Genomic DNA, 23854 nt, shown 5'->3' on the forward strand with positions numbered 1-23854 from the left:
CGCCAGTCCGACCATTCCACGTTGGACGATCGCGGCGCAAGTGGCGATCGCGATCTTGCAGCGGCGGGCAGGAAAAAGGCGGCCAATGGCCGCCTTTTTCCGTTTACCGGTAGCGCTGGGTCAGAACTGCACGGACCAGCGCGCGGTGACGCTGCGGTCGCGGGCGTCATCACCGAAGGTGCCGTTGTAACCCAGTTCCAGCTGGTTGCGCGGGCTCAGCCAGGCCGACAGGCCGAGCTCGGCCACCACGGCGTTGTCGGCGATCGCCGCACCGCTGACAGCAAAGCTGCTGCCGCCCGTCCAGGCCAGATCGGCGACCTGGCTGCGGTCACCGGAGGCACGACGGTAGCCGAGGCCACCGCGGACGTGCAGCCAGCTTTCCTGCTGCCAGGACGTCTTCAGGCCCTTGTCAAAGCGAACACCGGCGGTCGCCACGTTGGTGCGGGTGTCGGCGACCTGGCCGTTCAGTGCCGCAGCGCCGCCCTGTTCGGAGATGCGGTCCACGTCCACTTCAACGCGCGCGAACTGCAGGTACGGCTCCAGGCCAGCTTCGCGCCCACCAAAGCGGTACGCGCCTTCGATGAAGCCCTGGCGGGTGGTGGCGTCGTACGTGGCCGACAGCGCGTCCTGGTAGCCGGCAAACGTCAGCTGACGCTTGCTGTCCACGTCATGACGGGAATAACCCAGACCGGCGCGCAGACCGAACGCCCCCCACTGGTTGCCCACGTAGGCGCCAAAGTGGGTGTTGTCGATCTCCGAACGGGCGCCGCGACCGGCCGCCTGCTTGATGTCGGTCCGGCCGGTACCGACCAGCCCGCCGACCTGCCAACCCCCGCCGAACACATGATCGGCACCGACCAGCAGACCGTTGCTGTTGGAATCGGTGCGCGCGGCATTGGCATCGCCATCGAGCTTGCCGCTGCCGCCGATCGCCTGCACCCACGCCCCGCCACCGGCGGCCTCATCAGCGGCGCCGGGCGAGCGCGCGCCCACGGCACGGCTCAGCGCCGCATCACGCAGGTAGCGGCTGCTTTCCACCAGCGCCATCGGCGTGGCGGCATGGAGCTCACCACTCAGCGCATCCAGTGCCGCACCAACCTGGGCCGGGAACAGCTGGGTCAGCGGCTTGGGCAGGCCCTGGTTGATGGCCAGGCCATCGGCGCTGGTGGCCACGGCGATCTGGTTCGGCGTGACCGCGGCGCTGGACAGTGCGTTGCCGCGGGCGACGTCGATGCGCAGGCCATTGGCGCTGTAGCCCAGACTGAACGTCAGGAACGGCGAGAAGGCCGAGAAGTCGGTCGTGGCGAACTGGCCGTTGATGCCACCGGCGGCCTGCAGGAAGTTGAACTGCTCGCCGAGGTAGTACACGCCGGCTTCCGGCAGGGCCTTCAAGGTGCCATCCAGCGTGGCGGTGCCGGTGACGCGCAGCAGATCGCTGCGGCTGCCCGGGGCCAGCTCGGCCTGGTAGACGCCACTGGCGGTCTGCACATAATCGCCGTTGATGGTCAGCGTGCCGATCGAGTTGCCCGGCGCGATGATGCCCTCGACGCGCGTGCTGCCCAGCGTACCCACGCCCTTCAGCGTGCCCTTTGCGCCGACCACGGTCGAGCCATCCTGCTGCACGCCGTTGAAGGACACGGTGCCGGCGGTGACGAGCAGGTCTGACCCGTCCAGCAGCGCACCGGCATTGACACCAGTGGTGCCGGCCGAGGTCAGCGTACTGTCGACCAGACGGCCATTGAGCACGAAGCTGCCGCCGCTGCCGACGGTGGTGCCGGCGTCCTGCTGCAGGCCATTGAAGGTGACCGAACCACCGGTCACATTGAGTGCCGAACCCTCGAGCACGCCGGTGGTGGAGATCACGCTGCTGCCCCCCAGGCTGTTGAGCGTGGTGGACACCAGGCTGCCGTTGAGCAGGAACTGGCCGCCCTGCACGTCGACCGACCCTGTCAGTGCGTTGGCGCCGTCCAGCTCCAGCATGCCGTCACGCACGATGGCGCCGTTGAAGCGGTTGTCGCCGCTCAGACGCAGCCAGCCGATGCCGGACTTGGTCAGCTTGCCCGGGCCGCCGATGTCATTGGTCCAGTCGTCCCATGCATCGCCTTCCCACACCTTCAGGCCGCCGGCCTTCTGGTTCATGACCACGTCGGTGTCCACGCGCAGCATGCCGTAGCCTTCGATGGCGGTCTTCAGATCGACCATGCCCCAACCGTAGATCGCATCCACGCCCGGCGCGCCCAGATCACGCGCGGTGGTCAACAACACGTCGCGTACCTGCGCGTTGTCCAGGTACGGGAAGCGCTCCATCAGCAGACCAAGCGCACCCGTGATATGGGGTGCCGCCATCGAGGTACCGGTCTTGTAGCCGTAGGTATATTCGGGCGCTTCGCTTTCGATCAAGAAACGCAGGTAGTCCTCGGTCAGCTCCATGCGACCGTTGATCTCGCCGGACACAATGGTGCTGGCGATGTTGGTACCCGGCGCGGACAGGCACCAGTTGGCAGCAGCACCGCAGATGCTGGAACTGGCATCAATGACGTAGTCCGTTTCCCCAACAGTGGGGCGACGGACGTTCGCAACGGCCAGCCAGTACGGCTCGATCTCAGGGTTCCAGCGCGGCAATGCTGCCGTGATGCCGGCCATGCCCCCGGCTGAGTTGCCTGCCGACCATACCTGGATCAGCTTGGAACCCGATGCACCCTCCGTCTCACCATAGATACTGCCGTAAACACCGTAGTCCGCACCGATTGCAGCGTACTGCGTGTCCAGACTGCCTACCGTCGCGTGCCGGGTCGAGATGCCCCAGCTGTGGTTGAGAACGCGCACGCCCTGTGCCTCGGCTTGTGCGTACATGTCCAGTGTCGCCACATCATCCGGGTCCGTGCGATACAGCGCACGTGGCCTGTAGAAGTTGTCCGGGTCAAGGCGCCATTCGTAATACGTATCGCCGAAGACACGGGCTGCCGTCAGGTTGGCACCAAATGCCACACCATGCATTCCGGTGCCATCGCGGTTTGCACCCACGGTCCCCAGCACGTGCGTGCCGTGGTCGGCGTAGCTGAAACCATATGGCTGGCCCGCGGCGATCAGGCGGTCGGCAAGCGCTGGAGGCACGCCGGGCCCCAGGCCGTAGTAGTTGTACCCGGGCTGGTCGCCGCGGGTGCTGCCGCAGGCACCTTCGCCGGCCACGATGCTCGGGTCGGCGCAGCCGCCGTTGCCGATGGTGATGCTGGAGGTGTTGCGCCCGGCGAACTCGTCATGGGCAAGAGCAGAGCCCGAATCGAACACCCCCAGGCGCACGCCCTGACCGGTCAGCCCACGTGCGTAGGCGTAATCGGCCCCCATCGCAGCCAAGCCCCAATCGGCGTTGAATTCATCGCTATGCCAACTTGCCACATCACCCGGCTTGCCCAGGATAGGGCTGGCGGCCTCGGCGCTGACGCGCGGACTGGGAAGGGACATGTTCTGGCCAGGAGCGCCGATCGGTGCGGCGAACATGGCCGCGAGCGAGGTGCTCTGCTGATTGCGGCCTACCGCGGCCTGCTCGGCGCGCTGCTGCTGGTAACGGTCCAGGACATCGCTGGCGGGACTGGCCATGGCCGGGGCGACGATGGCGGCGAAAAGGGTGCCGGTGATGGCCGAGGCCAGCAGGGTCGGCGACAGGCGACGAGAGGCCGCGCGGGACTTCGAGTGCAGAGTCATGAACAGGAAACTTCCTTGATCTGGTTCTAGGTACAGGGTCTGAAACTAGGTGGCACCACCACGTTGCCGCCGGTGCAGGTCGGCCCAACGCTCTCTTTGAGCCTACCCGAAAAGTTCATGAAAAGTTCACAATTGCTTCTCATAACAGTGCTAGGTCTCATTTGCTAAAAATATGCAAAAGGTCACTTGGCAAAGCACCCGCGTCCCGGATAGCGTCGAGGAATTGTGTCCATGCGGCTTGGGGGAGAACCATGCAGAAGTTGTTGAGCGTCGGCGTTGGCCTGGCGTTGATGTCGATCGTGTCCGCGCCGGCGCCCGCCGCGTCGCGTTTCCTCCAGGATCCCTACCCCAGCACCTACGCACCGATCGCCTCGGCGCCGGTGCTGATCAGCAACGCCACGGTGCTCACCGGCACCGGCGTGCGCCTGGACAACGCCGATGTGCTGTTGCGGGGCGGCCGCATCGCAGCAGTCGGCACCGGCCTGAGTGCACCGGCCGATGCGGTCCGCGTCGACGGCCAGGGCAAGTGGGTCACCCCCGGCATCATCGATGTGCACTCGCACCTGGGCGTGTATCCCAGCCCGGGCGTCAGCGCGCACAGCGACGGCAACGAGATGACCGCGCCGGTCACCGCCAATGTCTGGGCCGAACACTCGGTGTGGCCGCAGGACCCCGGCTTTGCCGCGGCACTGGCCGGCGGCGTGACCTCGATGCAGGTGCTGCCCGGCTCGGCCAACCTGGTCGGCGGCCGCGGGGTGACGTTGAAGAACGTCCCCGCAACGACCTACCAGGCCATGAAGTTTCCCGGCGCGCCGTGGGGCCTGAAAATGGCCTGCGGCGAGAACCCCAAGCGCGTCTACGGCGGCAAGGGCACCGCGCCGGGCACGCGCATGGGCAACGTCGCCGGTTACCGCGCGGCCTTCATCGATGCCAGCGAATACATCGCCAAGAACACCCCCAAGCAGCCGAAGAAGAAGCGCTGGTTCAGTGGCGATGACAAGGGCGACAGCGCCGGTGACAGTGGCGGCAAGCGCGATCTCAAACTGGATACGCTGGCCGGCGCCATCCAGGGCGACATCCGCGTGCACATCCATTGCTACCGCGCCGATGAGATGGCCACGATGCTGGATCTCTCCAAGGAATTCGGCTTCAAGATCGCCGCGTTCCACCACGCGGTGGAGGCCTACAAACTGGCCGACCGGCTCGCCGAGGAAGGCGTGTGCGGTGCGCTGTGGGCCGACTGGTGGGGCTTCAAGATGGAAGCGTTCGATGGGATCCAGGACAACATCGCCCTGGTCGACCGACCGGCCAACAGCTGCGCGATCGTGCATTCCGATTCCCCGGAGGGCATCCAGCGCCTGAACCAGGAAGCGGCCAAGGTGATCGCCAACGCACGCCGCGCCGGCATCGAGATCGCCCCGGAGCGCGCCATGATGTGGCTGACCTCCAACGCCGCGCGCTCGCTGGGCGTGGAGAAGCAGACCGGCAGCCTGGAGGCCGGCAAGATGGGGGATGTGGTGGTCTGGAACGGGAGCCCCTTCAGTTCCTACGCGCTGGCCGAAAAGGTCTACGTCGATGGCCATCAGGTCTATGACCGGCAGGATGTGAGGCGGCAGCCGCTGTCGGACTTCATGCTCGGCCAGGAGGCACGCCCATGAGCCGCCGCGTCTCCATGCGCCTGCTTCCGCAGGCTCTGCTGTTGCTCGCCGGTGCCTGCATCGCACCGGCGTTGTTCGCGCAGGATCTGCTGATCCGCAACGCCACCGTGCATACCGCCGCCGCGCGCGGCAGCCTGGAACACAGCGATGTGCTGATCCAGGGCGGCGTGATCCGTGCCGTCGGTCCGGGCCTGTCGGCGCCGGCGGGCGTGGCCGTGGTGGAGGCCGCGGGCAAGCCACTGACCCCGGCGTTGTTCGGCGGCATCACCGACATCGGTATCGAAGAAGTGTCCGGGGAATCGGCCACGGTCGACAGCACGCTCAAACTGGAAGACCAGCCGCTGCGCCCGGAATTCGACGTCACCCTGGCCTTCAATCCGGACTCGGTGCTGATCCCGGTGGCGCGGCTGGATGGCATCGGCTTCACCCTGCTCGGGGCGAACACCGGCGGCGGCTTCATCGCCGGCCAGGGCGGCGTGATGCGGCTGGACGGCAGCGCCGATCCGGTCGGCCCGCAGGCGCTGTTCATCCGCCTAGGTGCGTCCGGCGCAGAGTTGACCGGCACCTCGCGTGCCGCGCAGTGGATGCTGCTGGAACAGATGGTCAGCGAGGCGCGTGGCCGCGTGCCCGCAGACTCTCCGCATGCCCTGCTCACACCTGCCGGACGCGCCACGCTGGCGCGCTACCTGGCCGGCCACGGCCGGATCGTGGTGCAGGTCGACCGCGCGGCCGATATTCGTCAGCTGCTGCGCTGGGCCGCCCGCGAGAAGGTCAAGATCGCGATCGCCGGCGGTGCCGAGGCGTGGCGTCTTGCCCCGCAGCTGGCCCAGGCCGGCGTGCCGGTGTTCGTGGATGGGCTGGGCAATCTGCCGAGCAGCTTCGACCAGCTCGGCGCGACCCTGCAGAACGCGGCGCGACTGAAGGCGGCCGGCGTGCCGGTCAGCTTCGCCCAGCGCGATGATGCCTCGCACAACGCGCGCAAGATGCGCCAGCTGGCCGGCAATGCAGTGGCCAACGGGTTGCCCTGGGAGGATGGCCTGGCGGGCCTGACCCGGGTGCCGGCGCAGGCGCTGGGCATCGGCGACCGGCTTGGCACCATCGAGCCGGGCAAGCTGGCCGATCTGGTCCTGTGGGAAGGCGATCCGCTGGATGTCGGGCATTACGCCGAGCAGGTCTGGCTGGGCGGCCGCGCGATGCCGATGCGCTCGCGCCAGACCGAGCTGCGCGACCGCTACCAGGCGCCGGCGTCGAGCGAACCGCGCGCATACTCGCGCTGAGTCCCTGCACAGGGCCGCTGCCTGCGGCGGCCCTGCATTCGGCGGCACTACCGTCCGCAACGTGAGCACCCGATCATGGCCCTGCGCTGGTATTTCGATTTCGTCTCACCGTTCGCTTACCTGCACTGGCAGCAGCTCAAGGCCCTGCCGCAGTTCAAGAGCATTGTTCCGGTGCCGATCGCCTTCGGCGCGGTGCTGCACCACCTGGGCAATCTGGGCCCTGCCGAGATCCCCGCCAAACGGCTGTTCACCTATCGGCAGGCGCTGTGGCAGGCCCGCAGCGCCGGGGTGACGCTGCGCTTTCCGCCGGGCCACCCGTTCAATCCACTGGCTGCCCTGCGCCTGTGCCTGGCCGCCGGGGCCACTCACGAGACGGTCGACCTCCTGTTCAACTGGATCTGGCGCGACGGCCACGCCGGTGACAGTGCGGCCGCGCTCGCCCTGCCCGGCGCGATGCTGGACATCGCCGATGTTGCCGCGGCGATCAGCGAGCCGTCGGTCAAGGAAGCGCTACGCCGCAACACGGATGCGGCTTTGGCGGCCGGCGTGTTCGGCGTCCCGACGCTGGCGATCGGCAGCGAACTGTTCTGGGGCAACGATGCCCACCCGCTGATGCAGGCGGTGCTGGCCGATCCAGGCCTGCTCGAGACGGGCGAATGGGCGCGGATCCAGCACCTGCCGGTGGCCGTGGAACGCAGCCGTTGAGCCCGGGTCGGCTCCCCGGTCAGGCAAGGCGAGCCGTTTTGCGATAGCGTTCACGTTTCCGAACCTACAACCTGCCGGAGGGGCACAGGATGCGCATCGGAATCGTGGTCGACTCTGCGTGCGATCTGCCGCAGGATTTCATTGAACAACACAACATCGTGCTGCTGCCGATCACCGTCCGCATCGGCGAGGCCGTGCTGGCCGACCATCGCGACGAACAGGCGACACTGAGCTTTCTGCATGCCCATGTGGCCGAGCACGGCGCCGAAGCGGAGACCATTCCGTTCAGCGTCAACCAGATCCGGGACCTGTTCCTGGGCAAGCTGGTGATCGATTACGACCATGTGTTCTGCATGACGATCACCAAGACCCGCAGCCCGATCCACGACAACGCGATGCAGGCCAGCTTCGCGATCCTCAACGACTACAAACCGGTGCGGCAGGCGGCAGGCTTCAACTCGCCGTTCGCGCTGCGCGTGCTCGACACCCAGAACCTGTTCGCCGCGCAGGGCGTGACCGCGGTGGAAGCGGTGCGCCTGCGCGACAGCGGTGCAAGCGTGCAGCAGATCCGCGAGCGGCTGGAGCTGCTGGCCAACAACGTACACGGCTACATGATCACCCGCGATCTGTACTACATGCGTGCGCGTGCGCGGCACAAGGGTGACCGGAGTGTGGGCCTGATCAGCGCGGCATTGGGCAGTGCGCTGGACATCAAGCCGGTGCTGCATGGCTACCGCGGCGAGACCGGCCCAGTGGCCAAGATCAAGGGCTTCGACAACGCCGTGCAGAAGCTGTTCGACTTCGTCGGGCAGCGCGTCAAGACAGGCCTGATGACGCCAACGGTGTGCATCAGTTACGGCGGTGAGCTGGCCGACCTGCAGGCCCTGCCCGGTTATACCGCGCTGCGCGAGACGTGCCAGGCGCATGGCGTGGATGTGTTCGAGGCGGTGATGAGCCTGACCGGCATGGTCAACGTGGGCAAGGGCGCGGTGACGATCGGCTTCGCCGACGGCCCACATACCTTCAGCGGCTGAGCGCACTGGTCAGCATCGCAGCGGCCATGCCACGATCCGGGCACGGCCGCTGGTTCTGCACGCGGATTGCACCGCGTCTCTGCCAGCCTTGCCGCATTCAATGGAGGTAACCATGCCAGTTAGTTATGACATCAGCCTGCCGGACCCGGCCAAGGCACGCGGCAACGATCCGGACTTGTCCTTCCACGCCCAAGGCGCGGCAGGGTTGGCCGAGGAACTTCAGACTGCCCTGCGTACCACGGTGCTGTTCGACCGCTGGCGCGCCAAGCAGGACGATCCCGACGCGGTCGACCCGCAGTGGGGCGTGACCGATCCGGCCGCTACCGTGACCGGCGCGCAGGATGATCTGCGGATCAACCTCTGCGCCACCACCAGCATCGACAGCGACGTGTTCAAGCAGCGCCTGCGCATGCTGGCCGGCAGTCACTGGGAACTGCGCAACGTACGTTGAGCCATGTTGCCCGCCCCGCTGGCAGCCGACGCGCTGCCAGCGAGCGCCGCGCCGGCATCGCCATCGTCCCACCCACCGCCCAGCGCGCGATACAGATCCACCCGGGCGATCGCGGCCGCCGCCTGGCTGCCGGCCAGCGCCGCCTGGTTGTCCAGCGCAATGCGCTGGGTGGTCAGCACGTCCAGCATGTCGATCACACCGGCCTGGTACTGACGACGCGCAGCGACCAAGGCACGATCACTTTCCTCCACCGCCACCTGCAGCGCCTGCCCGCGTCGCTGCTCCGCGCTGTACCCGTCCATCGCATCGTCCACATCGTGCCACGCCTGCAGCACCGTCTTCTGGAACTGCAGCGCGGCCTGGCGTTGCTGCAACCGGCTCAGAGCGAGGTTCGCTTTCAACCTGCCGCCCTGGAAGATCGGCAGACTGATCGCCGGACCGATGCTGAAACGATGGGCGTTCCAGCCGTCCAGGTCGTCGAGCTGTTTGGCCTGGAAGCCGGCATCGCCAGTGAGGGTGATGCGCGGCAGGAAGTTGGCCTTGGCCACACCGATGCCAGCCGTCGCCGCGTGCAGGGCCGCTTCGGCGCGGCGGATGTCCGGGCGGCGCTCGACCAGGTCGCTGGGCAGGCCAGCCGCCATGCCGGGCAATGCCGGCCAATCGCGCCGTGCGTTTTCCAGCTGTGCGTCCAGCGCCTGCGGTGAGCGCCCCAGCAGCAGGGCCAGCGCATTGCGCAGCTGCGATTGCCGATGCTGCAATGGCGCCACCCGCGCCTCCAGCGCTGCCACCTGTGCGGCCGCACTGGCCACCTGCAGGGTGGTCGCCACGCCCTGCTGCTGGCGGGCCAGGGTCAGCCGCTGCACGTCACGGGCGATGTGCAGGTTGTCCTCGGTGATCGCCAGCAGCTGACGCGTCGCGCGCAGCTGCAGATAGGTACCGGCGGTTTCGGCCATCACCGCGGTCTGCACCGCGTGCCAGTCTTCGTTGGCGATCTGCACGCGGGCATCGGCGATCTCCACCTGGCGCCGCACACGACCCCAGAGATCCAGCTCCCAGCTCAGGCCGATACCGGCCTGGAACAGCCCGTAGTCTTCGCGCCCGGCATTGCCGGACGGATCGTTCAACCCCACTTCGCTGTTGCGCGCACGGGTGGCACCGACCGTCGCGCCGACGGCCGGGGCGCGGTCGGCGGCACTGATTCCGCGCAGCGCGCGGCTCTGCGCGACGCGGTTGGCGGCCAGCTGCACATCCAGATTGGCCTGCATGGCCTGGCTCGCCAGTGCCGCCAGCAGCGGATCCTCGAAGCCGTTCCACCACGCCGCGTCATCAGCGAAGGCCGCCGAGGTGATCACTCTGCCCTCCCACTGCGCTGGCAGGTTGGCCTCGGGCCGCACGAAATCCGGGCCGAGGGTGCAGGCGGCCAGTGCGGTGCACAGCGCGCTGCCCGCCATCAGGCGCAACGTCTGCCGCATCATCATGCGCCCTCCCCCGGCAGCCCACGCGCGCCGCTGTCCAGATCCACGCGCGCCTCCACCGACATGCCGGCGCGCAGCTTGCCGGCCAGCGGTTGGCCTTCGTCGAGCACGATCTTCACGGGTATCCGCTGTACCACCTTGGTGAAGTTGCCGGTGGCGTTCTCCGGCGCGATCGCAGCGAAGGTCACCCCGGTTGCCGGGGCGATGCTGTCGATCCGGCCGTGCAGCGGCTGGCCGGGGAACACATCCACCTGCACGTCTACGCGCTGTCCAGCGTGCATGCGCGTCATCTGCGTTTCCTGGAAGTTGGCGACGACGAATGCCTGCTGCAGCGGCACCACCGCGAGCACCGGCGTGCCCGGGGTGAGGTAAGCGCCCACGCGCACCGCGCGGCGGCCGACCATGCCATCGATCGGCGCACGCAGCTCGGTATGCGACAGATCCAGTTCGGCACGGGCCTGTGCGGCGTCGGCCCGCTGCACGGCGGCCTGCGCGGACTGCACGCTGGCGGTCAGCAGCGCGGTGCGTTGACGCGCATTGAGCACGGCGGCCGTGCCCTGCTGCAGATGCGCGCTGGCCACCGCCTGGCGCGACTGCGCCTGCTGTGCGTTCTGCACGGTGCCGGCACCGTCGCTGGCCAGCGCGTGATAGCGGCGCTGATCGGCCTGGGCGAGGCTGAGCTCGGCGCGGCTGACGTCCACACTGGCCTGGGCCTGATCGATCACCGAACCCTGCTGCGCCAGCGCGGCCTGCGCATTGGCCAGTTGCGCCCGTGCATTGGCCAGATCGGCACGCGCGGCCGCCAGCGCTACCTGATAGTCGCGGTCATCGATGCGCGCGAGCACATCGCCGGCCTTGACCGTCTGGTTGTCCTGCACGCAGACCTCGCTGACGAAGCCCGCGATCTTCGGCGCGACCACGGTGAAGTCCGCGGTGACATAGGCGTTGTTGGTGGATTGATGGCGGCCATCGTGCAGCAGCCACCCGGCGCCACCGGCGAGCAGCAGCAGGCCGGCAGCGATGACGAAGGGAACGGAGTTGCGATGCAGGGACACAGGGGAATTCCTTGAATTCAAGCCACGGGACGTGGCGGATACATGCGTGTGGGCAGCCACGGAATCAGCGCGATCAGCGCCACCGCCACCCACGCGACGAGGAGATAGAGATCGGCCGAGGTCAGCGCGACCACCTGCGCATGCAGGCGTGCGCCCAGCCCTGGCACAGTGGTGACATCAAGCCAGGTCGCGTTGCCGATCCGGTCAACCAGCGCGGTCGAGTGCAGATGGCTGCGCGCGGTGGTGACCGCCTCGAGCAGGCCACCGGCGAGCACCGCGGCGAAGCCTTTGACGGTGTTGAACCACGCTGAGGCGAAGGGGCCATCGGTCGGCGCCAGGCTGCCGGTGGCGAGCATCAGCAGCGGCAGCACCGCCATCGGCTGGGCGATGACCTGGATCACCTGCAGCCACACGAAGTTGTCGCGGTGCCAATCGGTGGTCAGCTGCGCACCCAGGCCACAGGCCAACGCCAGCAGGCCCAGGCCGACCGCCTGCACCCAGCGGCTGTCCACCCGGCGCTGGTTGAGCAGGGTCGCCACCAGCGGCAGCGCGATCAGCTGCGGCAAAGCGACCCACAGCAGCATCGGCGCGGTCTGCAGCGGCCGGTAGCCCTGCACCTTGGCCAGGAAGCTGGAGGGAATCATGATCACCGCCAACAGCACGAACAGCACGCCACCCAGCGTGATCAGCGCGTAGCTCAGATTGCGGTTGGCCAGCAGCTGCAGCTTGAAGAACGGCAGCGGGTGCGACCATTCGTTGTAGAAGAACAGCGCCAACAGGCCGGTACCACCGCCGAGCAGCAGGCAGATCAACGGCGAGGCGAACCAGTCCAGGCGCGGCCCCTGCACCAGGCCGATCACCAGCATCACCAGCGCAGGGAACCCGAGCGCCAGGCCGACCCCGTTGAACTGCGCGAAACGCTCCCACCGCAGCGGGTCCTGCGGCAGGCCCCAGGCCACCATGCCCAGCGCGGCCACACACCACGGCACGATCTGCCAGAACGCCCAGTGCCACCCCACGTAGTCCACCCACAGCGCGGCCATCGGTGTGCCCAGGCTCGGCCCGAACGTGGCCGTCAGCGCATAGCCGGCCAGGCCGTACAACTTGATGCCCGGCGGCAGGAAGCGCAGCGCCACGCTCATCAGCAGCGGTGGCAGCGCGCCGCCCGCCAGCCCCTGCAGCGCGCGCAGGATCAGCAACGAGGGCAGATCCGGTGCGAACGGACACAGCACGCCCAGCACCATGAAGGCGCCGATCATCACCAGTGCGAAGCGGCGCAGCGAAAAGGTCACCGCACACCACGGCGCAAACGCCATCGCGCTGACCGACATCGCCGTGTACAGCGCGATGATCCAGCTGCCGTCATCGACACTGAACCCCATCGCGCCCCGGATGTCGGCCAGCGCGACCTTGGTGACGTTTTCGTTGATACCGGAGATCAGTACAGCCAGCAGCACGCCGCACAGGCCCACGGCCAGACGCAGGCCGAACACCGCCTGCGCAGGCGGTGCAGCTGGCACGGCAGTTGCTGCCGGCAACGGGGCGGCAACAGCAGTCATCGAACACCACCCGGGTATCGGGGATGCAGCGGGAACAACACGGACATGGGGCCACTCCACGACGGGGAGCGGCAGTCTAGGCAGCGCCGATGCTGCGAAAAATGCTGCGCCGGCCATCGCTGGCGTGCATCCCACGCACGCCTCACCGGTTGCCGTGCAGGCGGCCGTGGCCGCAGTGCGTCAGGCCTGCGTGGACTCCGCGTCGCACATCGCCTTGATGCTGCGACGCAGCCAGCGATGCGCCAGATCGCTGTCCAGGCGGGGATGCCATGCCTGCACGACAATCGCGCTGCGGACCGGAATCGGCAGTTCGAACAGGCGCAGCGGCACCCCGAGGCGTTCCAGCCGGCCCAGCATCACGCTGGGCATCTGCGGCAGGATCAGGTCCGAATCGGCCGCGGCGAAGATCGCCGAGTGGAAGGTCGGCATGATCTGCGCGACGCGCCGGGTCAGCCCCAGTGCTTCCAGGTCCTCATCGATCGGGCCATACCAGCGGCCACGACGCGATACGGCGATGTGGTCGAAGGCCACGAAGCGCTCGGCAGTGATCTCCCCGGCAAAGATCGGGTGGCCCTCATGGGCGGCACCGAAAAACGAGGTACTGAACAGGTTCTGCACCTTGGTATCGGCGCTCAGCTTGCTGACAGCACTGATGTGCAGATCGATCCGGCCCTGCGCCATCGCATCGTCGTCCCCATCGCCCTCGGGCACGAACCGCAGCACCGAACACGGCGCCTGCGCCTTGAACAGCTCGCGCATGCGGCCCCCATAAGTGCCGACAAACACATCGTTGGCGCGGATGCTGAAGGTGCGCTCCAGCGTCAGCATGTCGACCTCGCGGCCGGCGTTGAAGACCAGGTGGGCCTGCTCGATCACCCCGCGCACCTGCTCACGCAGCTGCAGCGCGCGCGGGGTCGGGGCCAGGCCACGGCCGGCGCGGACCAGCACCGGATCGCCGATCGCCTCGCGGATGCGGCCCAGGGTACGGCTCATCGCCGGGGCACTGAGGTTCATCCGCCGCGCCGCGCCCACGACGCTGCCCTCCTCGATCAGGGCATCCAGGGCAATGAGCAGGTTCAGATCGGGCATGGTCACGGCAGTATCACCTTCAACGTGTGGCGGTGACTTTACTGCAATCCAAAACCCGGATTGGTGCGCCAAACGCACGGCTCCGCTGCGGCGCACGGCATGGGTCCAGCGCCGACGGTGCGCCACCCTAGCGCCCCCTCTGCCGAGAATGCCGATGTTCACCAAGATCCTCGTCGCCCTGGATGGCGGCCCACAGCACGCCCAGGTACTGGCCCTGGCCGGGTCGCTGGCAGGGCCTTCCACCCGGTTGCACCTGCTGTGCGTGCTGGACCCCGCCTTCGCGCTGGCCGATGACGCGCCGCGCGCCGACCATGCCGAATATCCGGCCGCCGATGACCAGGTCCACCAGGCGCAGCGCCTGCTTGCCACCGCCCTGAACAGCCTGCGCGAGCGCGGTATCGACGGCATAGGCCACCACCCGGCCGGCGAGCCGGCGCAGGTGATCCGCGACCATGCCCGCCAGCACGGCTGCGACCTGATCGTCATCGGCCATCGCCACCTGTCGCGGCTGGAACGCCTGCTGGACCGCTCTGTCGGGCAATGGACGGTGGACCATGCGCCCTGCCCGGTGCTGGTGGAAGTGCGCGGTGGCGATGCCTGAGCGAACCCCGGCGTGCGGTCAACCATCGGCCGCGGCCGTGCCCTGGCCCGGCGGCGGGCGCTGATCGCGCTCAGCCCGGTTCGCCGCCCGCGTCCACCCGATTGCGCCCGCCCCGCTTGGCGGCGTACAGCGCGGCATCCGCCGCCGCCAGCAGCTCGGCAGGATCAGCTTCCAACACCCTCGGCACGGTCCCGACGCCGATGCTGATCGTCACCGGTCGTCCCGGCTCAGCCGATGGCAACTGCAGCTGCTCCACCGCATGGCGCATGCGCTCGGCGAGTGCAGGGGCGCCCTCCAGCGGCGTCGATGCCACCACCACGGCGAATTCCTCACCGCCATAACGGGCAACCAGATCCGTGCTGCGCACCGCGCACCCCGCCAACGTTGCAGCGACCAGGCGCAGGCACTGATCGCCGGCCGGGTGCCCGAAGCGGTCGTTGAACGCCTTGAAGCAGTCGATATCGACCATCAGCAGCGCAATGCCCTGCCCGCTTCGCCGCGCCCGCTCCCACGCGTCACGCAGACTCTGGTCGAACTGGCGTCGGTTGGCCAGGCCGGTGAGGCTGTCGATCCGCGACAGCGCATCGAGCTGGTCCTGCCGCGCGAACGAACGCATCTGCATCAACACGCTGCGCAGGCCCGACCCCACGGTGGCCAATGCAAACCCGGCCACGGCCAGATAGGGATGCTCGCGGACCATCAATGCCGACACCACCATCAACGACAGTGCCAGGATCAATGGGCTCCCGGCGCGAACGGCCATCACCAGCGCGCGCGGCACACGCACTTCACTGCCTCGGGAAGGCCGCAGCGCCATGATCGCCAGCAACAGGAACGGCACATCGATCAGCAGATCGCCCAAGCCGCCGTAGCTGTCCTCGGTCTCGACATGGTTGATGTACGCGGCAACGCCCAGGTACACCCAGGCGAACACGCACAACGTGCGGAAGAACACGCGCCGCGAGGGATCTTCGCTCGCCCGCCAGCGCAGCAGTGCAAAGCCGGCGATGAAGATGTTCTCCACATCGAACATCAGCCGCAGGTGTGCGATCCCGTCCTCGCCCGCATCGCTGAGCGTGGCGAACGAGAAGGTGTAGACAAAGAACAGGTAGCCCAGCAGCAGCGCGAGCAGCGCATCGATCAGACTGAGATACCACGGCTCCTGCCGGGGATGGGCCATCGCGAACGTGAGCGGCACGCCGTACAGCACATACAGCAGCATGCTCAGCCCCGGCGTCGCATCGGCATTGCCGCGCCCGACCTCCTGATACATGTTCAGCACCATGCCGGCCGCCCACAACCCCATGCCCAGCGCCATCGCGACCCAGCCGACGATCGACGCGCTGCGGCGCCCCCGCCACACACAGGCCAGCCCTGCCAGCAGGGGCGCCCCGATCAGGAACGCATAGGACACCGGCAGCGCATGCGCGGGCAGCAGCACCAGCGCGATGCCATGGCACAGCAGGTACAGCACCGACAGCCAGACCACCATGCGGCGTCCCATTCCGATGCGGCGTTGCGACCAACATACAAGGTTGCCCGGCACCTGGGGATCAATTCATCCCGCGTTGACGGCGTGCGCGCGGCAGGGCGCCGGGCAGCGGCGGCTATTCTTCCTCGAGCTGCTGGAAACGTTCCGCCAGGAAATCGATCAGCGCGCGTACGGAGGGCAGCAGTCCGCGCCGTGAGGGGAACACCGCATGGATGATCTCCCGCCGTGGCGCCCACGCGGGCAGCACATGCACCAGCGTGCCTGCGGCGATCTGGTCGCACACCATCATCCGCGGCAGCTGCACCACGCCCACGCCCGCCACCGCGGCTGCGCGCAGGGTCAGCATGCCGCGGGTGACCAGACGCGGCCGATGATGGATGTCCGCGCGCGTGCCGTCCGGGCCGAACAGATTCCAGACGTGCTCGTTCTGCGGCAGGCCCAGTTCCATGCTCGGCAGTGCGGCGAGATCGGCCGGCACCTGCGGCAGGCCCAGCCGCTCAATCAACGACGGGCTGGCGACCAGGCACTGGCTGCGCTCGGCCAGCACCCGCATCACCAGCTCGGTGTCCTGCAGCGGCGGTGGCCGCACCCGGATCGCGATATCGATGCCCTCGGCAATCAGATCGACCCGGCGGTTGGTGGCATCCAGCTGTATCTCCACCCCTGGGCACTGCGCCAGGAAGGCCGCGATCATCTCGCCGACACGCGTGTCCAGCAGCGCGACCGGGCAGGCCACCCGGACAATGCCGCGCGGCTCGCTGCGGGTGAGTTCGATCGCTTCCTGGGCGGCTTCGGCTTCCACCAGCATCGCCTTGCAGTGCGCGTAGAACGTCTGGCCGACCTCGGTAACCGAGAAGTGCCGCGTCGAACGCTGGATCAAGCGCACCCCCAGCCGCGCTTCGAGCAGCGCCACCCGGCGGCTGAGTTTCGACTTGGGCACGCCCAGCGCCCGCCCCGCCGGCGCGAAACCGCCGTGATCGACCACCTGGGCGAAATAGTAGAGGTCATTGAGATCCTGCACGGCCGCCACCAGCGTTCACCAGATAGGACTATGAGGATAGATTCTGCCGACTACCGGCGCCAGTGTCCTGAATCCATCATCTCCTCCATCAGACAGGGGCCTGGCCCCGGAGGAGTACGACATGAAGAAGATTCTCGGCATCTACAGCGCCCCGAAGGCGCATTGGGTGGGCGACGGCTTCCCGGCCCGGACCCTGTTTTCCTATTCCAGCCACGGCCAGCAGGTCAGCCCGTTCCTGCTGCTGGACTACGCCGGTCCGATGGCGTTCACCCCGGCCGCGCAGCCCCGCGGCGTTGGCCAGCATCCCCACCGCGGCTTCGAGACGGTCACCATCGTCTATGAGGGCGAGGTCGAGCATCGCGACTCCACCGGCGCTGGCGGCACCATCGGCCCGGGCGATGTGCAGTGGATGACCGCCGCCTCCGGCATCCTGCATGAAGAGTTCCACTCCCACGCCTTCACCCGCACCGGCGGCACGCTGGAGATGGTGCAGCTCTGGGTGAATCTGCCGGCCAAGGACAAGATGGCCGCGCCTGGCTACCAGACCCTGCTGGACGCGCAGATTCCGTCGGTGGCCTTGCCGGACCAGGCGGGCCGCGTGCGCGTGATCGCCGGTGAGTTCGACGGCCAGCATGGCCCCGCGCGCACCTTTACGCCGATGGATGTGTGGGACCTGCGGCTGCTCCAGGGGCACAGCGCCCACCTGCCGGTGCCCGAAGGGCGCCACGTCGCCCTGGTCGTGCTGCGCGGCAGCGTGCAGGTCAATGGCAGCCAGACCGTGCACGAGGCGCAGCTGGTGATGCTTGATCGCGATGGCAGCGCCCTGCGGATCGAGGCCAACAGCGATGCCACGGTGCTGGTGCTCAGTGGCGAACCGATCGACGAGCCGATCGTCGGTTATGGGCCCTTCGTGATGAACAGCCAGGACGACATCCGCCAGGCCTTCGCCGATTTCAATGGCGGCCGCTTCGGCCAGATCGCGCACACGTAATCCCGGCGAAGTGCTGGATTCACAGCGCGATTGACGCATCCCCCGTCCTCCGTGGCGATGGTCGTTGCCATCGCCATGACCCGGCCGCCCAGCGGCCTCCCCACGCCCAGGAGTATTCCCATGGCAAGCGAACCCATCCGTGACCCTGTCACCGATCACCTGCTGACCCCGCAGAACGCCGCCTTCATCATCATCGACTACCAGCCGGTGCAGGTGAACTCGATCGCCTCGATGGACCGGCAGTTGCTGGTCAACAACATCGTGGGCACCGCCAAGGCCGCCGTCGCCTACGGGCTGCCGCTCGTGCATTCCACGGTCAATGTGCGCAGCGGCCTCAACAAACCGCCGATTCCGCAGCTGCGCAAGGTGCTGGCCGACCATCCCACCTACGACCGCACCACGATCAATGCGTGGGAAGACACCACGTTCCGCGAAGCGGTGCAGGCCACCGGGCGCCGCAAGCTGATCATGACCGCCCTGTGGACCGAAGCCTGTCTGACCTTCCCCGCCCTGGATGCCCTGAAGGAGGGCTACGAGGTGTACGTCGTGGTCGATGCCGTTGGCGGCACGTCCCTGGCCGCGCATGACGCCGGCCTGCGCCGCATCGAACAGGCCGGCGGCAGGATGATCAGCGTCCCGCAGCTGTTCTGTGAGCTGCAGCGCGATTGGCAGCGCCAGGACACGGTGCCGGCGTTCATGGATCTTTTCATCCAGACCGGCGGCACTGCCGGCATCCAGTTCTCCTACGATCGCCAATGAGCGACGCAACGGCCACGCTCCTGCGTGGCCGTTGGGCGGGCATCACCCGTGCAACGCCTTGGCGTGATGCGCGATGTGCTCGCCGATGAAGCTGCTGATGAAGTAATAGCTGTGGTCGTAACCGGGCTGCAGGCGCAGCGTCAGCGGATGACCGGCCGCCGTGCAGGCCGCCTGCAACCATTGCGGCTGCAGCTGGGTGTCGAGGAACTCATCACCACCGCCCTGGTCCACCAGCAACGGCAGGCGCTCGGTCGCGGTGGCGACCAGCTCGCTGGCATCCCACGCCGCCCAACTGGCGCGGTCCTCGCCGAGGTACGCGGCAAAGGCCTTCTGGCCCCACGGCACGCGGGTCGGCGCGACGATCGGCGAGAACGCCGAGACGCTCCTGTAGCGGCCCGGATTCTTCAATGCGATCACCAGCGCACCATGACCGCCCATCGAGTGGCCACTGATGCTGCGCGCGCCCGTCGTCGGGAAATGCGCCTCGATCCATGCCGGCAGTTCCTCCACCACGTAGTCGTACATGCGGTAGTGCGCCGCCCACGGCTGCTCGCTGGCATTCAAATAGAAGCCAGCGCCCTTGCCCAGGTCGTAGCCTTCGGCATCGGCGACGTCATCGCCGCGCGGGCTGGTGTCCGGCACGACCAGGATCACGCCATGCTCGGCGGCGTAGCGCTGCGCACCGGCCTTGGTGATGAAGTTCTGTTCGTTGCAGGTCAGCCCGCTGAGCCAGTACAGCACCGGCAGTGGCTGCGTGGCAGCCTGCGGCGGCAGATACACGGCGACGTTCATGTCGCAGCCCAGCACCTGCGAGGTGTGGCGGTACACGTCCTGCCAACCGCCGGATGCGGCGCGATGTTCGATGCGTTCCATGGTGATTCTCCGTAGGGGCGGCGCGGACCACGCGCCGCCCGTAGTGGCTCAGAAATGCACAACCGAGCGGATCGACTTGCCTTCGTGCATCAGATCGAACGCGTCGTTGATCTCGTCCAGGCCCATCGTGTGGGTCACGAACGGGGCCAGCTCGATGTCACCCTTCATCGCATCTTCGACCATGCCCGGCAGCTGGGTACGGCCCTTGACGCCACCGAAGGCCGTGCCCTTCCAGGAGCGGCCGGTGACCAGCTGGAACGGACGGGTCGAGATTTCCTGGCCCGAGCCAGCCACACCGATCACCACCGACTGGCCCCAGCCACGGTGCGCGCATTCCAGCGCCGCGCGCATCACGTTGACGTTGCCGATGCATTCAAAGGTATGGTCCACGCCCCACGTGGTCATCTCCACGATGACCTGCTGGATCGGCTTGTCATGGTCCTTCGGGTTGATGCAATCGGTCGCGCCGAACTGCTTGGCCAGTTCGAACTTGGAGGGGTTGGTATCGATCGCGAAGATACGGCCGGCCTTGGCCTGGCGCGCGCCCTGGATCACCGCCAGGCCGATGCCGCCCAGCCCGAACACCGCCACCGAATCGCCTTCCTGCACCTTGGCGGTGTTGTGCACCGCGCCGATGCCGGTGGTCACGCCGCAGCCGAGCAGGCAGACGTGTTCCGGGTTGGCTTCCGGATTGATCTTGGCCAGCGACACTTCAGCCACCACGGTGTACTCGCTGAAGGTGGAGCAGCCCATGTAGTGGTAGATCGGCTCGCCGTTGTAGCTGAAGCGGGTGGTGCCATCGGGCATCACGCCCTTGCCCTGGGTGGCGCGCACGGCCACGCACAGGTTGGTCTTGCCCGAGGTACAGAACAGGCACTCGCCGCACTCGGCGGTGTACAGCGGGATGACGTGGTCGCCCGGCTTGACGCTGGTGACGCCCTCGCCCACTTCGACCACGATGCCGGCACCTTCATGGCCGAGCACGGCCGGGAACAGACCTTCCGGATCGTCGCCGGACAGGGTGAACGCATCGGTGTGGCAGACGCCGGTGTGGGTGATCCTGACCAGCACTTCGCCCTTCTGCGGCGGAGCGACGTCGATCTCGACGATCTTGAGCGGTTCGCCAGCGGCGAAGGCAACGGCAGCACGGGATTTCATGGGGAGCACTCCAAGGCAGGGAACAGAATGTGGCAGCACGCGGTCGTCCGCGCACTCATTTGAGGTAGGACCGGATCAGCATGCTCATCTCGCGCACGCGCTCGTCGCGCTGCGCATCGGATTGGGCCGGCTGCCCGAACTCTTCGCGCAGATGCGCTTCCATCACTTCGGACATCAGCCCGTTGACGGCACCGCGGATTGCGGCGATCTGCTGCAGCACCGGCCCGCACTCGGCCCCGGCCTCCAGCGCGCGGTCCAGCGCATCGCACTGACCACGGATCCGACGGACCCGGGCGAGAACGCGCTTTTTTTCCTGCGGTGAATGGGGCATGGGAGCAAGGCCGGTTAACTATACTGGGGGTGAGTATACAGGATCGAAGCATCCAGGCCATTGACAGGCGTTCCGCTTGACATGAACAATCCAGGCAGAACGCCGCACGTGCCAGCCGGCGTCATGGACGACATCACATTTGCCATGCAGGTTCACCTTCGGATGCCAACGCGACGCGCAGTGTTCCCTTACCTTTTCCTCCTTGCCGGCGGTGCGTTGCTGCTTCGCGCCATGCATGTGCTGTCATCGCCGCTCGCAGGCACCACGGGACAGGCAGCGGCCTATGCCGATGGATACGCGGCCGGACAGACGGTTGCCGGCGCGCTGCTCGTGGCTGCTGCCGTGAGTCTCATTGCACTGGGTTGGCGCAGGCTGCGCTGCTGACCCGTTCGTGGCATCAGCCTGGCAGGCCCAGGCGCTGACCTACCCGCGCAGCAGATCAATGAACGCCCGAAGCGCGGATGACATCTGCCGCTGCCGCGGGTAATACACCGCAAAGCCCGCGAACGGTTCACTCCAGTCCTCCAGCACGGCGACCAGCCGACCGTCGTCCAGATACGGACGCGCGGAATCCTCCAGCACGTAGGCCAACCCTAGCCCGTCCACCACCGCCTGCAGGATGGTGTTCTGATCGCCGAGGGTGAGTCGCCCCGGCACATCGATTTCCAGCGCCTGGCCATCGCGTTCGAACTGCCACTTGTACAGATGGCCGCTGGCGAAGCGGAACCGCACGCACTCGTGGCGGATCAGATCGCGCGGATGCCGGGGTATCTCGCGTCCTTCAAGGTAGGCCGGCGCACCGACGATCAAGCCGCGCAGTGCCGGCCCGAGCGGCACGGCGACCATGTCTTCGGGTACCGATTCATGCAGGCGCACACCGGCGTCGTAACCGCCGGCGACGATATCGACCAGACCGTCATCCTGGGCCAGCTCCAGACGCACATCCGGATGGGCCAGCAGGAACTTCGCCAAGCGCGGGCCGAGCTGGGTCTGGACGGCGGCGCGGGTGGCATTGATGCGCAACAGGCCGGCCGGTGCGGCACGGAAATGGTTCATCTCCTCCAGCGCGTCATGCACCTGCCCCAACGCAGGCTGCAGGCGTTCGAGCAGGCGCTGGCCGGCTTCGGTGAGGGCGACGCTGCGGGTGGTGCGGTGGAACAGGCCCACGCCCAGGCGCTCTTCCAGCGCGCGTATCGCATAACTGACCGCCGAGGTGGACAGAGCCAGCTCGGCCCCCGCCTTGCGGAAGCTGCGGTGGCGGGCCACGGCGGCGAAGGCTGCCAGATGGGTCAGGTTGTCAGTGGCCATGATTATCCAGTCTTACTTGATGAATCATGCCGATATCCTGACTTTTTGTGCACGGGATCGGGGCGTATTGTAAAGCGCCTTTCTACAAACCTGCCAAGGATTCCCCCATGTCCCTCGCCCATGGTTATGCGGTGCACGACCAGACCGCGCCGCTGGTACCGTTCTCCTTCGAACGTCGCGCGGCCGGTCCCGATGACGTGCGCATCGAGATTCTCTTCAGTGGCATCTGCCACTCCGATCTGCACCAGGCCCGTGACGACTGGGGTGGTTCCAAGTTCCCGATGGTGCCGGGCCACGAGATCATCGGCCGCGTGACCGAGGTCGGCGCCAACGTCACCGGCTTCAAGGTCGGCGACTTCGCCGGCGTCGGCTGCATGGTCGATTCCTGCCGCCACTGCGCCGCCTGCGATGAAGACCTGGAGCAGTACTGCGAGAAGGGCGCGACCTTCACCTACAACAGCACCGAGCGCGAGAGCGGCCAGCCGACCTTCGGCGGTTACTCCGACCACATCGTGGTCGAGCAGCGCTTCGTGGTGAAGGTGTCCGCAACGCTCGACCTCAAGGCCGCCGCGCCGCTGCTGTGCGCCGGCATCACCACCTATTCGCCGCTGCGCCACTGGAAGGTCGGCCCCGGCCAGAAGGTGGGCGTGATCGGCCTGGGTGGCCTGGGCCACATGGGCGTGAAGTTCGCCAAGGCGATGGGCGCCACCGTGGTGATGATCACCACCACCCCGGAAAAGGGTGCCGATGCCAAGCGCCTGGGGGCCGACGAGGTGCTGGTCTCGCGCGATCCGGCGCAGATGAAGGCACATGCGGGCAGCTTCGATTTCCTGCTCAACACCATCCCGGTCAGCCATGACACCAACCCGTACATGTCCCTGCTCAAGCGCGATGCCACGATGTGCCTGGTCGGCGTGCTGACCGAGCTGGATCCGCCGCTGATGGGCGCTTCGGTGATGTTCGGCCGCAAGCACATCACCGGCTCGGCGATCGGCGGCATGGCCGAAACGCAGGAGATGATGGACTTCTGTGCCGAGCACAACATCGTCAGCGATGTGGAAGTGATCGACATCAAGAGCGTCAACGAGGCCTGGGAGCGCATGGCCAGGAACGATGTGCGCTACCGCTTCGTGATCGATATGGCCACGCTGGAAAAGGCGGGCTGATCCCGGCGCAGCCACACATGAAAAACCCCGGCAATGCCGGGGTTTTTTTGTCAGCTGTACGCGTGTGCCCTTGGCAAATGTCCCCAGGCCGCGGAGCGGCCTCCTCCTGTGCTTTGCCCAGGGGCATACCGGCCGCTACGGGCCTCGGC

General features: G+C 67.4%; 21 protein-coding genes. 10 read left to right on the top strand and 11 right to left on the bottom strand.

Annotated features, from left to right (window positions below; translation table 11 throughout):
* Positions 1 to 120: 120 nt before the first annotated feature.
* Positions 121 to 3462 (bottom strand): autotransporter domain-containing protein, encoded by a 3342-nt coding sequence (locus BCL79_RS08125; protein ID WP_428999449.1) that lies wholly within the window; start codon positions 3460 to 3462, stop codon positions 121 to 123.
* Positions 3463 to 3953: 491 nt separating this feature from the next.
* Between BCL79_RS08125 and BCL79_RS08130 the strand changes: the two genes are divergently transcribed.
* The 5 genes from BCL79_RS08130 to BCL79_RS08150 all read left to right on the top strand — a co-directional run bounded on the left by BCL79_RS08130 (position 3954) and on the right by BCL79_RS08150 (position 8827).
* Positions 3954 to 5360 carry an amidohydrolase gene (locus BCL79_RS08130; RefSeq protein WP_121039717.1) on the top strand — a complete coding sequence of 469 codons (1407 nt, stop codon included), beginning with the start codon at positions 3954 to 3956 and terminating at the stop codon, positions 5358 to 5360.
* 14 nt (positions 5361 to 5374) lie between these two features.
* A complete protein-coding gene (locus BCL79_RS08135) occupies positions 5375 to 6637 on the top strand; it encodes an amidohydrolase family protein (RefSeq protein ID WP_428999450.1) in 1263 nt (420 codons plus the stop codon).
* 72 nt (positions 6638 to 6709) lie between these two features.
* Complete coding sequence (locus BCL79_RS08140; protein ID WP_121039723.1) at positions 6710 to 7342, top strand: 2-hydroxychromene-2-carboxylate isomerase; 633 nt, start codon at positions 6710 to 6712, stop codon at positions 7340 to 7342.
* An 89-nt stretch (positions 7343 to 7431) separates the two neighbouring features.
* Positions 7432 to 8376, top strand: a complete 945-nt coding sequence (locus BCL79_RS08145; RefSeq protein WP_121039726.1) for a DegV family protein — start codon at positions 7432 to 7434, stop codon at positions 8374 to 8376.
* A 112-nt stretch (positions 8377 to 8488) separates the two neighbouring features.
* The gene (locus BCL79_RS08150; protein ID WP_121039729.1) at positions 8489 to 8827 is read left to right on the top strand and encodes a hypothetical protein; all 339 of its coding nucleotides are present in this window, start codon (positions 8489 to 8491) and stop codon (positions 8825 to 8827) included.
* Here the strand turns inward: BCL79_RS08150 and BCL79_RS08155 are convergent.
* The 4 genes from BCL79_RS08155 to BCL79_RS08170 all read right to left on the bottom strand — a co-directional run bounded on the left by BCL79_RS08155 (position 8800) and on the right by BCL79_RS08170 (position 14011).
* Entirely contained in the window at positions 8800 to 10302 is a 1503-nt protein-coding gene (locus BCL79_RS08155; protein WP_428999451.1) for an efflux transporter outer membrane subunit, read from the bottom strand. The genes BCL79_RS08150 and BCL79_RS08155 overlap by 28 nt on opposite strands.
* Positions 10302 to 11357, bottom strand: coding sequence for an HlyD family secretion protein (locus BCL79_RS08160; protein WP_121039735.1), 1056 nt, complete (start codon positions 11355 to 11357; stop codon positions 10302 to 10304). Before BCL79_RS08160 ends, BCL79_RS08155 begins: the two co-directional genes overlap by 1 nt.
* 17 nt (positions 11358 to 11374) lie before the next feature.
* A complete protein-coding gene (locus BCL79_RS08165; RefSeq protein ID WP_121039738.1) occupies positions 11375 to 12916 on the bottom strand; it encodes an MFS transporter in 1542 nt (513 codons plus the stop codon).
* A 180-nt stretch (positions 12917 to 13096) separates the two neighbouring features.
* The gene (locus tag BCL79_RS08170; RefSeq protein ID WP_121039741.1) at positions 13097 to 14011 is read right to left on the bottom strand and encodes a LysR family transcriptional regulator; all 915 of its coding nucleotides are present in this window, start codon (positions 14009 to 14011) and stop codon (positions 13097 to 13099) included.
* Between the two features lie 148 nt (positions 14012 to 14159).
* Between BCL79_RS08170 and BCL79_RS08175 the strand changes: the two genes are divergently transcribed.
* The gene (locus BCL79_RS08175) at positions 14160 to 14606 is read left to right on the top strand and encodes a universal stress protein (protein ID WP_121039744.1); all 447 of its coding nucleotides are present in this window, start codon (positions 14160 to 14162) and stop codon (positions 14604 to 14606) included.
* Between the two features lie 70 nt (positions 14607 to 14676).
* Here the strand turns inward: BCL79_RS08175 and BCL79_RS08180 are convergent, their stop codons facing one another.
* Together BCL79_RS08180 and BCL79_RS08185 are read right to left on the bottom strand one after the other, a co-directional pair.
* A complete protein-coding gene (locus tag BCL79_RS08180) occupies positions 14677 to 16098 on the bottom strand; it encodes a GGDEF domain-containing protein (RefSeq protein WP_121039747.1) in 1422 nt (473 codons plus the stop codon).
* Between the two features lie 115 nt (positions 16099 to 16213).
* A complete protein-coding gene (locus tag BCL79_RS08185; RefSeq protein WP_121041229.1) occupies positions 16214 to 17119 on the bottom strand; it encodes a LysR family transcriptional regulator in 906 nt (301 codons plus the stop codon).
* Positions 17120 to 17240: 121 nt separating this feature from the next.
* Between BCL79_RS08185 and BCL79_RS08190 the strand changes: the two genes are divergently transcribed.
* Together BCL79_RS08190 and BCL79_RS08195 are read left to right on the top strand one after the other, a co-directional pair.
* Complete coding sequence (locus BCL79_RS08190) at positions 17241 to 18110, top strand: pirin family protein (protein WP_121039750.1); 870 nt, start codon at positions 17241 to 17243, stop codon at positions 18108 to 18110.
* A gap of 120 nt (positions 18111 to 18230) precedes the next feature.
* Positions 18231 to 18869: a hydrolase gene (locus BCL79_RS08195; protein ID WP_121039753.1), complete on the top strand. Its 639-nt coding sequence runs from the start codon at positions 18231 to 18233 to the stop codon at positions 18867 to 18869.
* 42 nt (positions 18870 to 18911) lie between these two features.
* Here BCL79_RS08195 and fghA read toward each other — a convergent pair whose 3' ends face one another.
* The 3 genes from fghA to BCL79_RS08210 are packed head-to-tail and all read right to left on the bottom strand — an operon-like array spanning position 18912 to position 21231.
* On the bottom strand, positions 18912 to 19742 hold the full coding sequence (gene fghA, locus BCL79_RS08200) for an S-formylglutathione hydrolase (RefSeq protein WP_121039756.1): 831 nt from the start codon (positions 19740 to 19742) through the stop codon (positions 18912 to 18914).
* A 48-nt stretch (positions 19743 to 19790) separates the two neighbouring features.
* On the bottom strand, positions 19791 to 20900 hold the full coding sequence (locus tag BCL79_RS08205) for an S-(hydroxymethyl)glutathione dehydrogenase/class III alcohol dehydrogenase (RefSeq protein ID WP_121039758.1): 1110 nt from the start codon (positions 20898 to 20900) through the stop codon (positions 19791 to 19793).
* 55 nt (positions 20901 to 20955) lie between these two features.
* Complete coding sequence (locus BCL79_RS08210) at positions 20956 to 21231, bottom strand: metal/formaldehyde-sensitive transcriptional repressor (protein ID WP_019183747.1); 276 nt, start codon at positions 21229 to 21231, stop codon at positions 20956 to 20958.
* Positions 21232 to 21354: 123 nt separating this feature from the next.
* On the opposite strand from BCL79_RS08210, the gene BCL79_RS08215 reads away from it, so the two are divergent.
* Positions 21355 to 21615: a hypothetical protein gene (locus tag BCL79_RS08215; protein WP_121039761.1), complete on the top strand. Its 261-nt coding sequence runs from the start codon at positions 21355 to 21357 to the stop codon at positions 21613 to 21615.
* 39 nt (positions 21616 to 21654) lie between these two features.
* On the opposite strand, the gene BCL79_RS08220 is transcribed toward BCL79_RS08215, so the two are convergent.
* On the bottom strand, positions 21655 to 22539 hold the full coding sequence (locus tag BCL79_RS08220) for a LysR family transcriptional regulator (RefSeq protein WP_121039764.1): 885 nt from the start codon (positions 22537 to 22539) through the stop codon (positions 21655 to 21657).
* A gap of 107 nt (positions 22540 to 22646) precedes the next feature.
* Between BCL79_RS08220 and BCL79_RS08225 the strand changes: the two genes are divergently transcribed.
* A complete protein-coding gene (locus tag BCL79_RS08225; protein ID WP_121039767.1) occupies positions 22647 to 23705 on the top strand; it encodes an NAD(P)-dependent alcohol dehydrogenase in 1059 nt (352 codons plus the stop codon).
* The last annotated feature ends 149 nt before the right edge of the window (positions 23706 to 23854 follow it).

The sequence above is a fragment of the Stenotrophomonas rhizophila genome (assembly GCF_003651185.1).
GTDB lineage: Bacteria > Pseudomonadota > Gammaproteobacteria > Xanthomonadales > Xanthomonadaceae > Stenotrophomonas > Stenotrophomonas maltophilia_Z.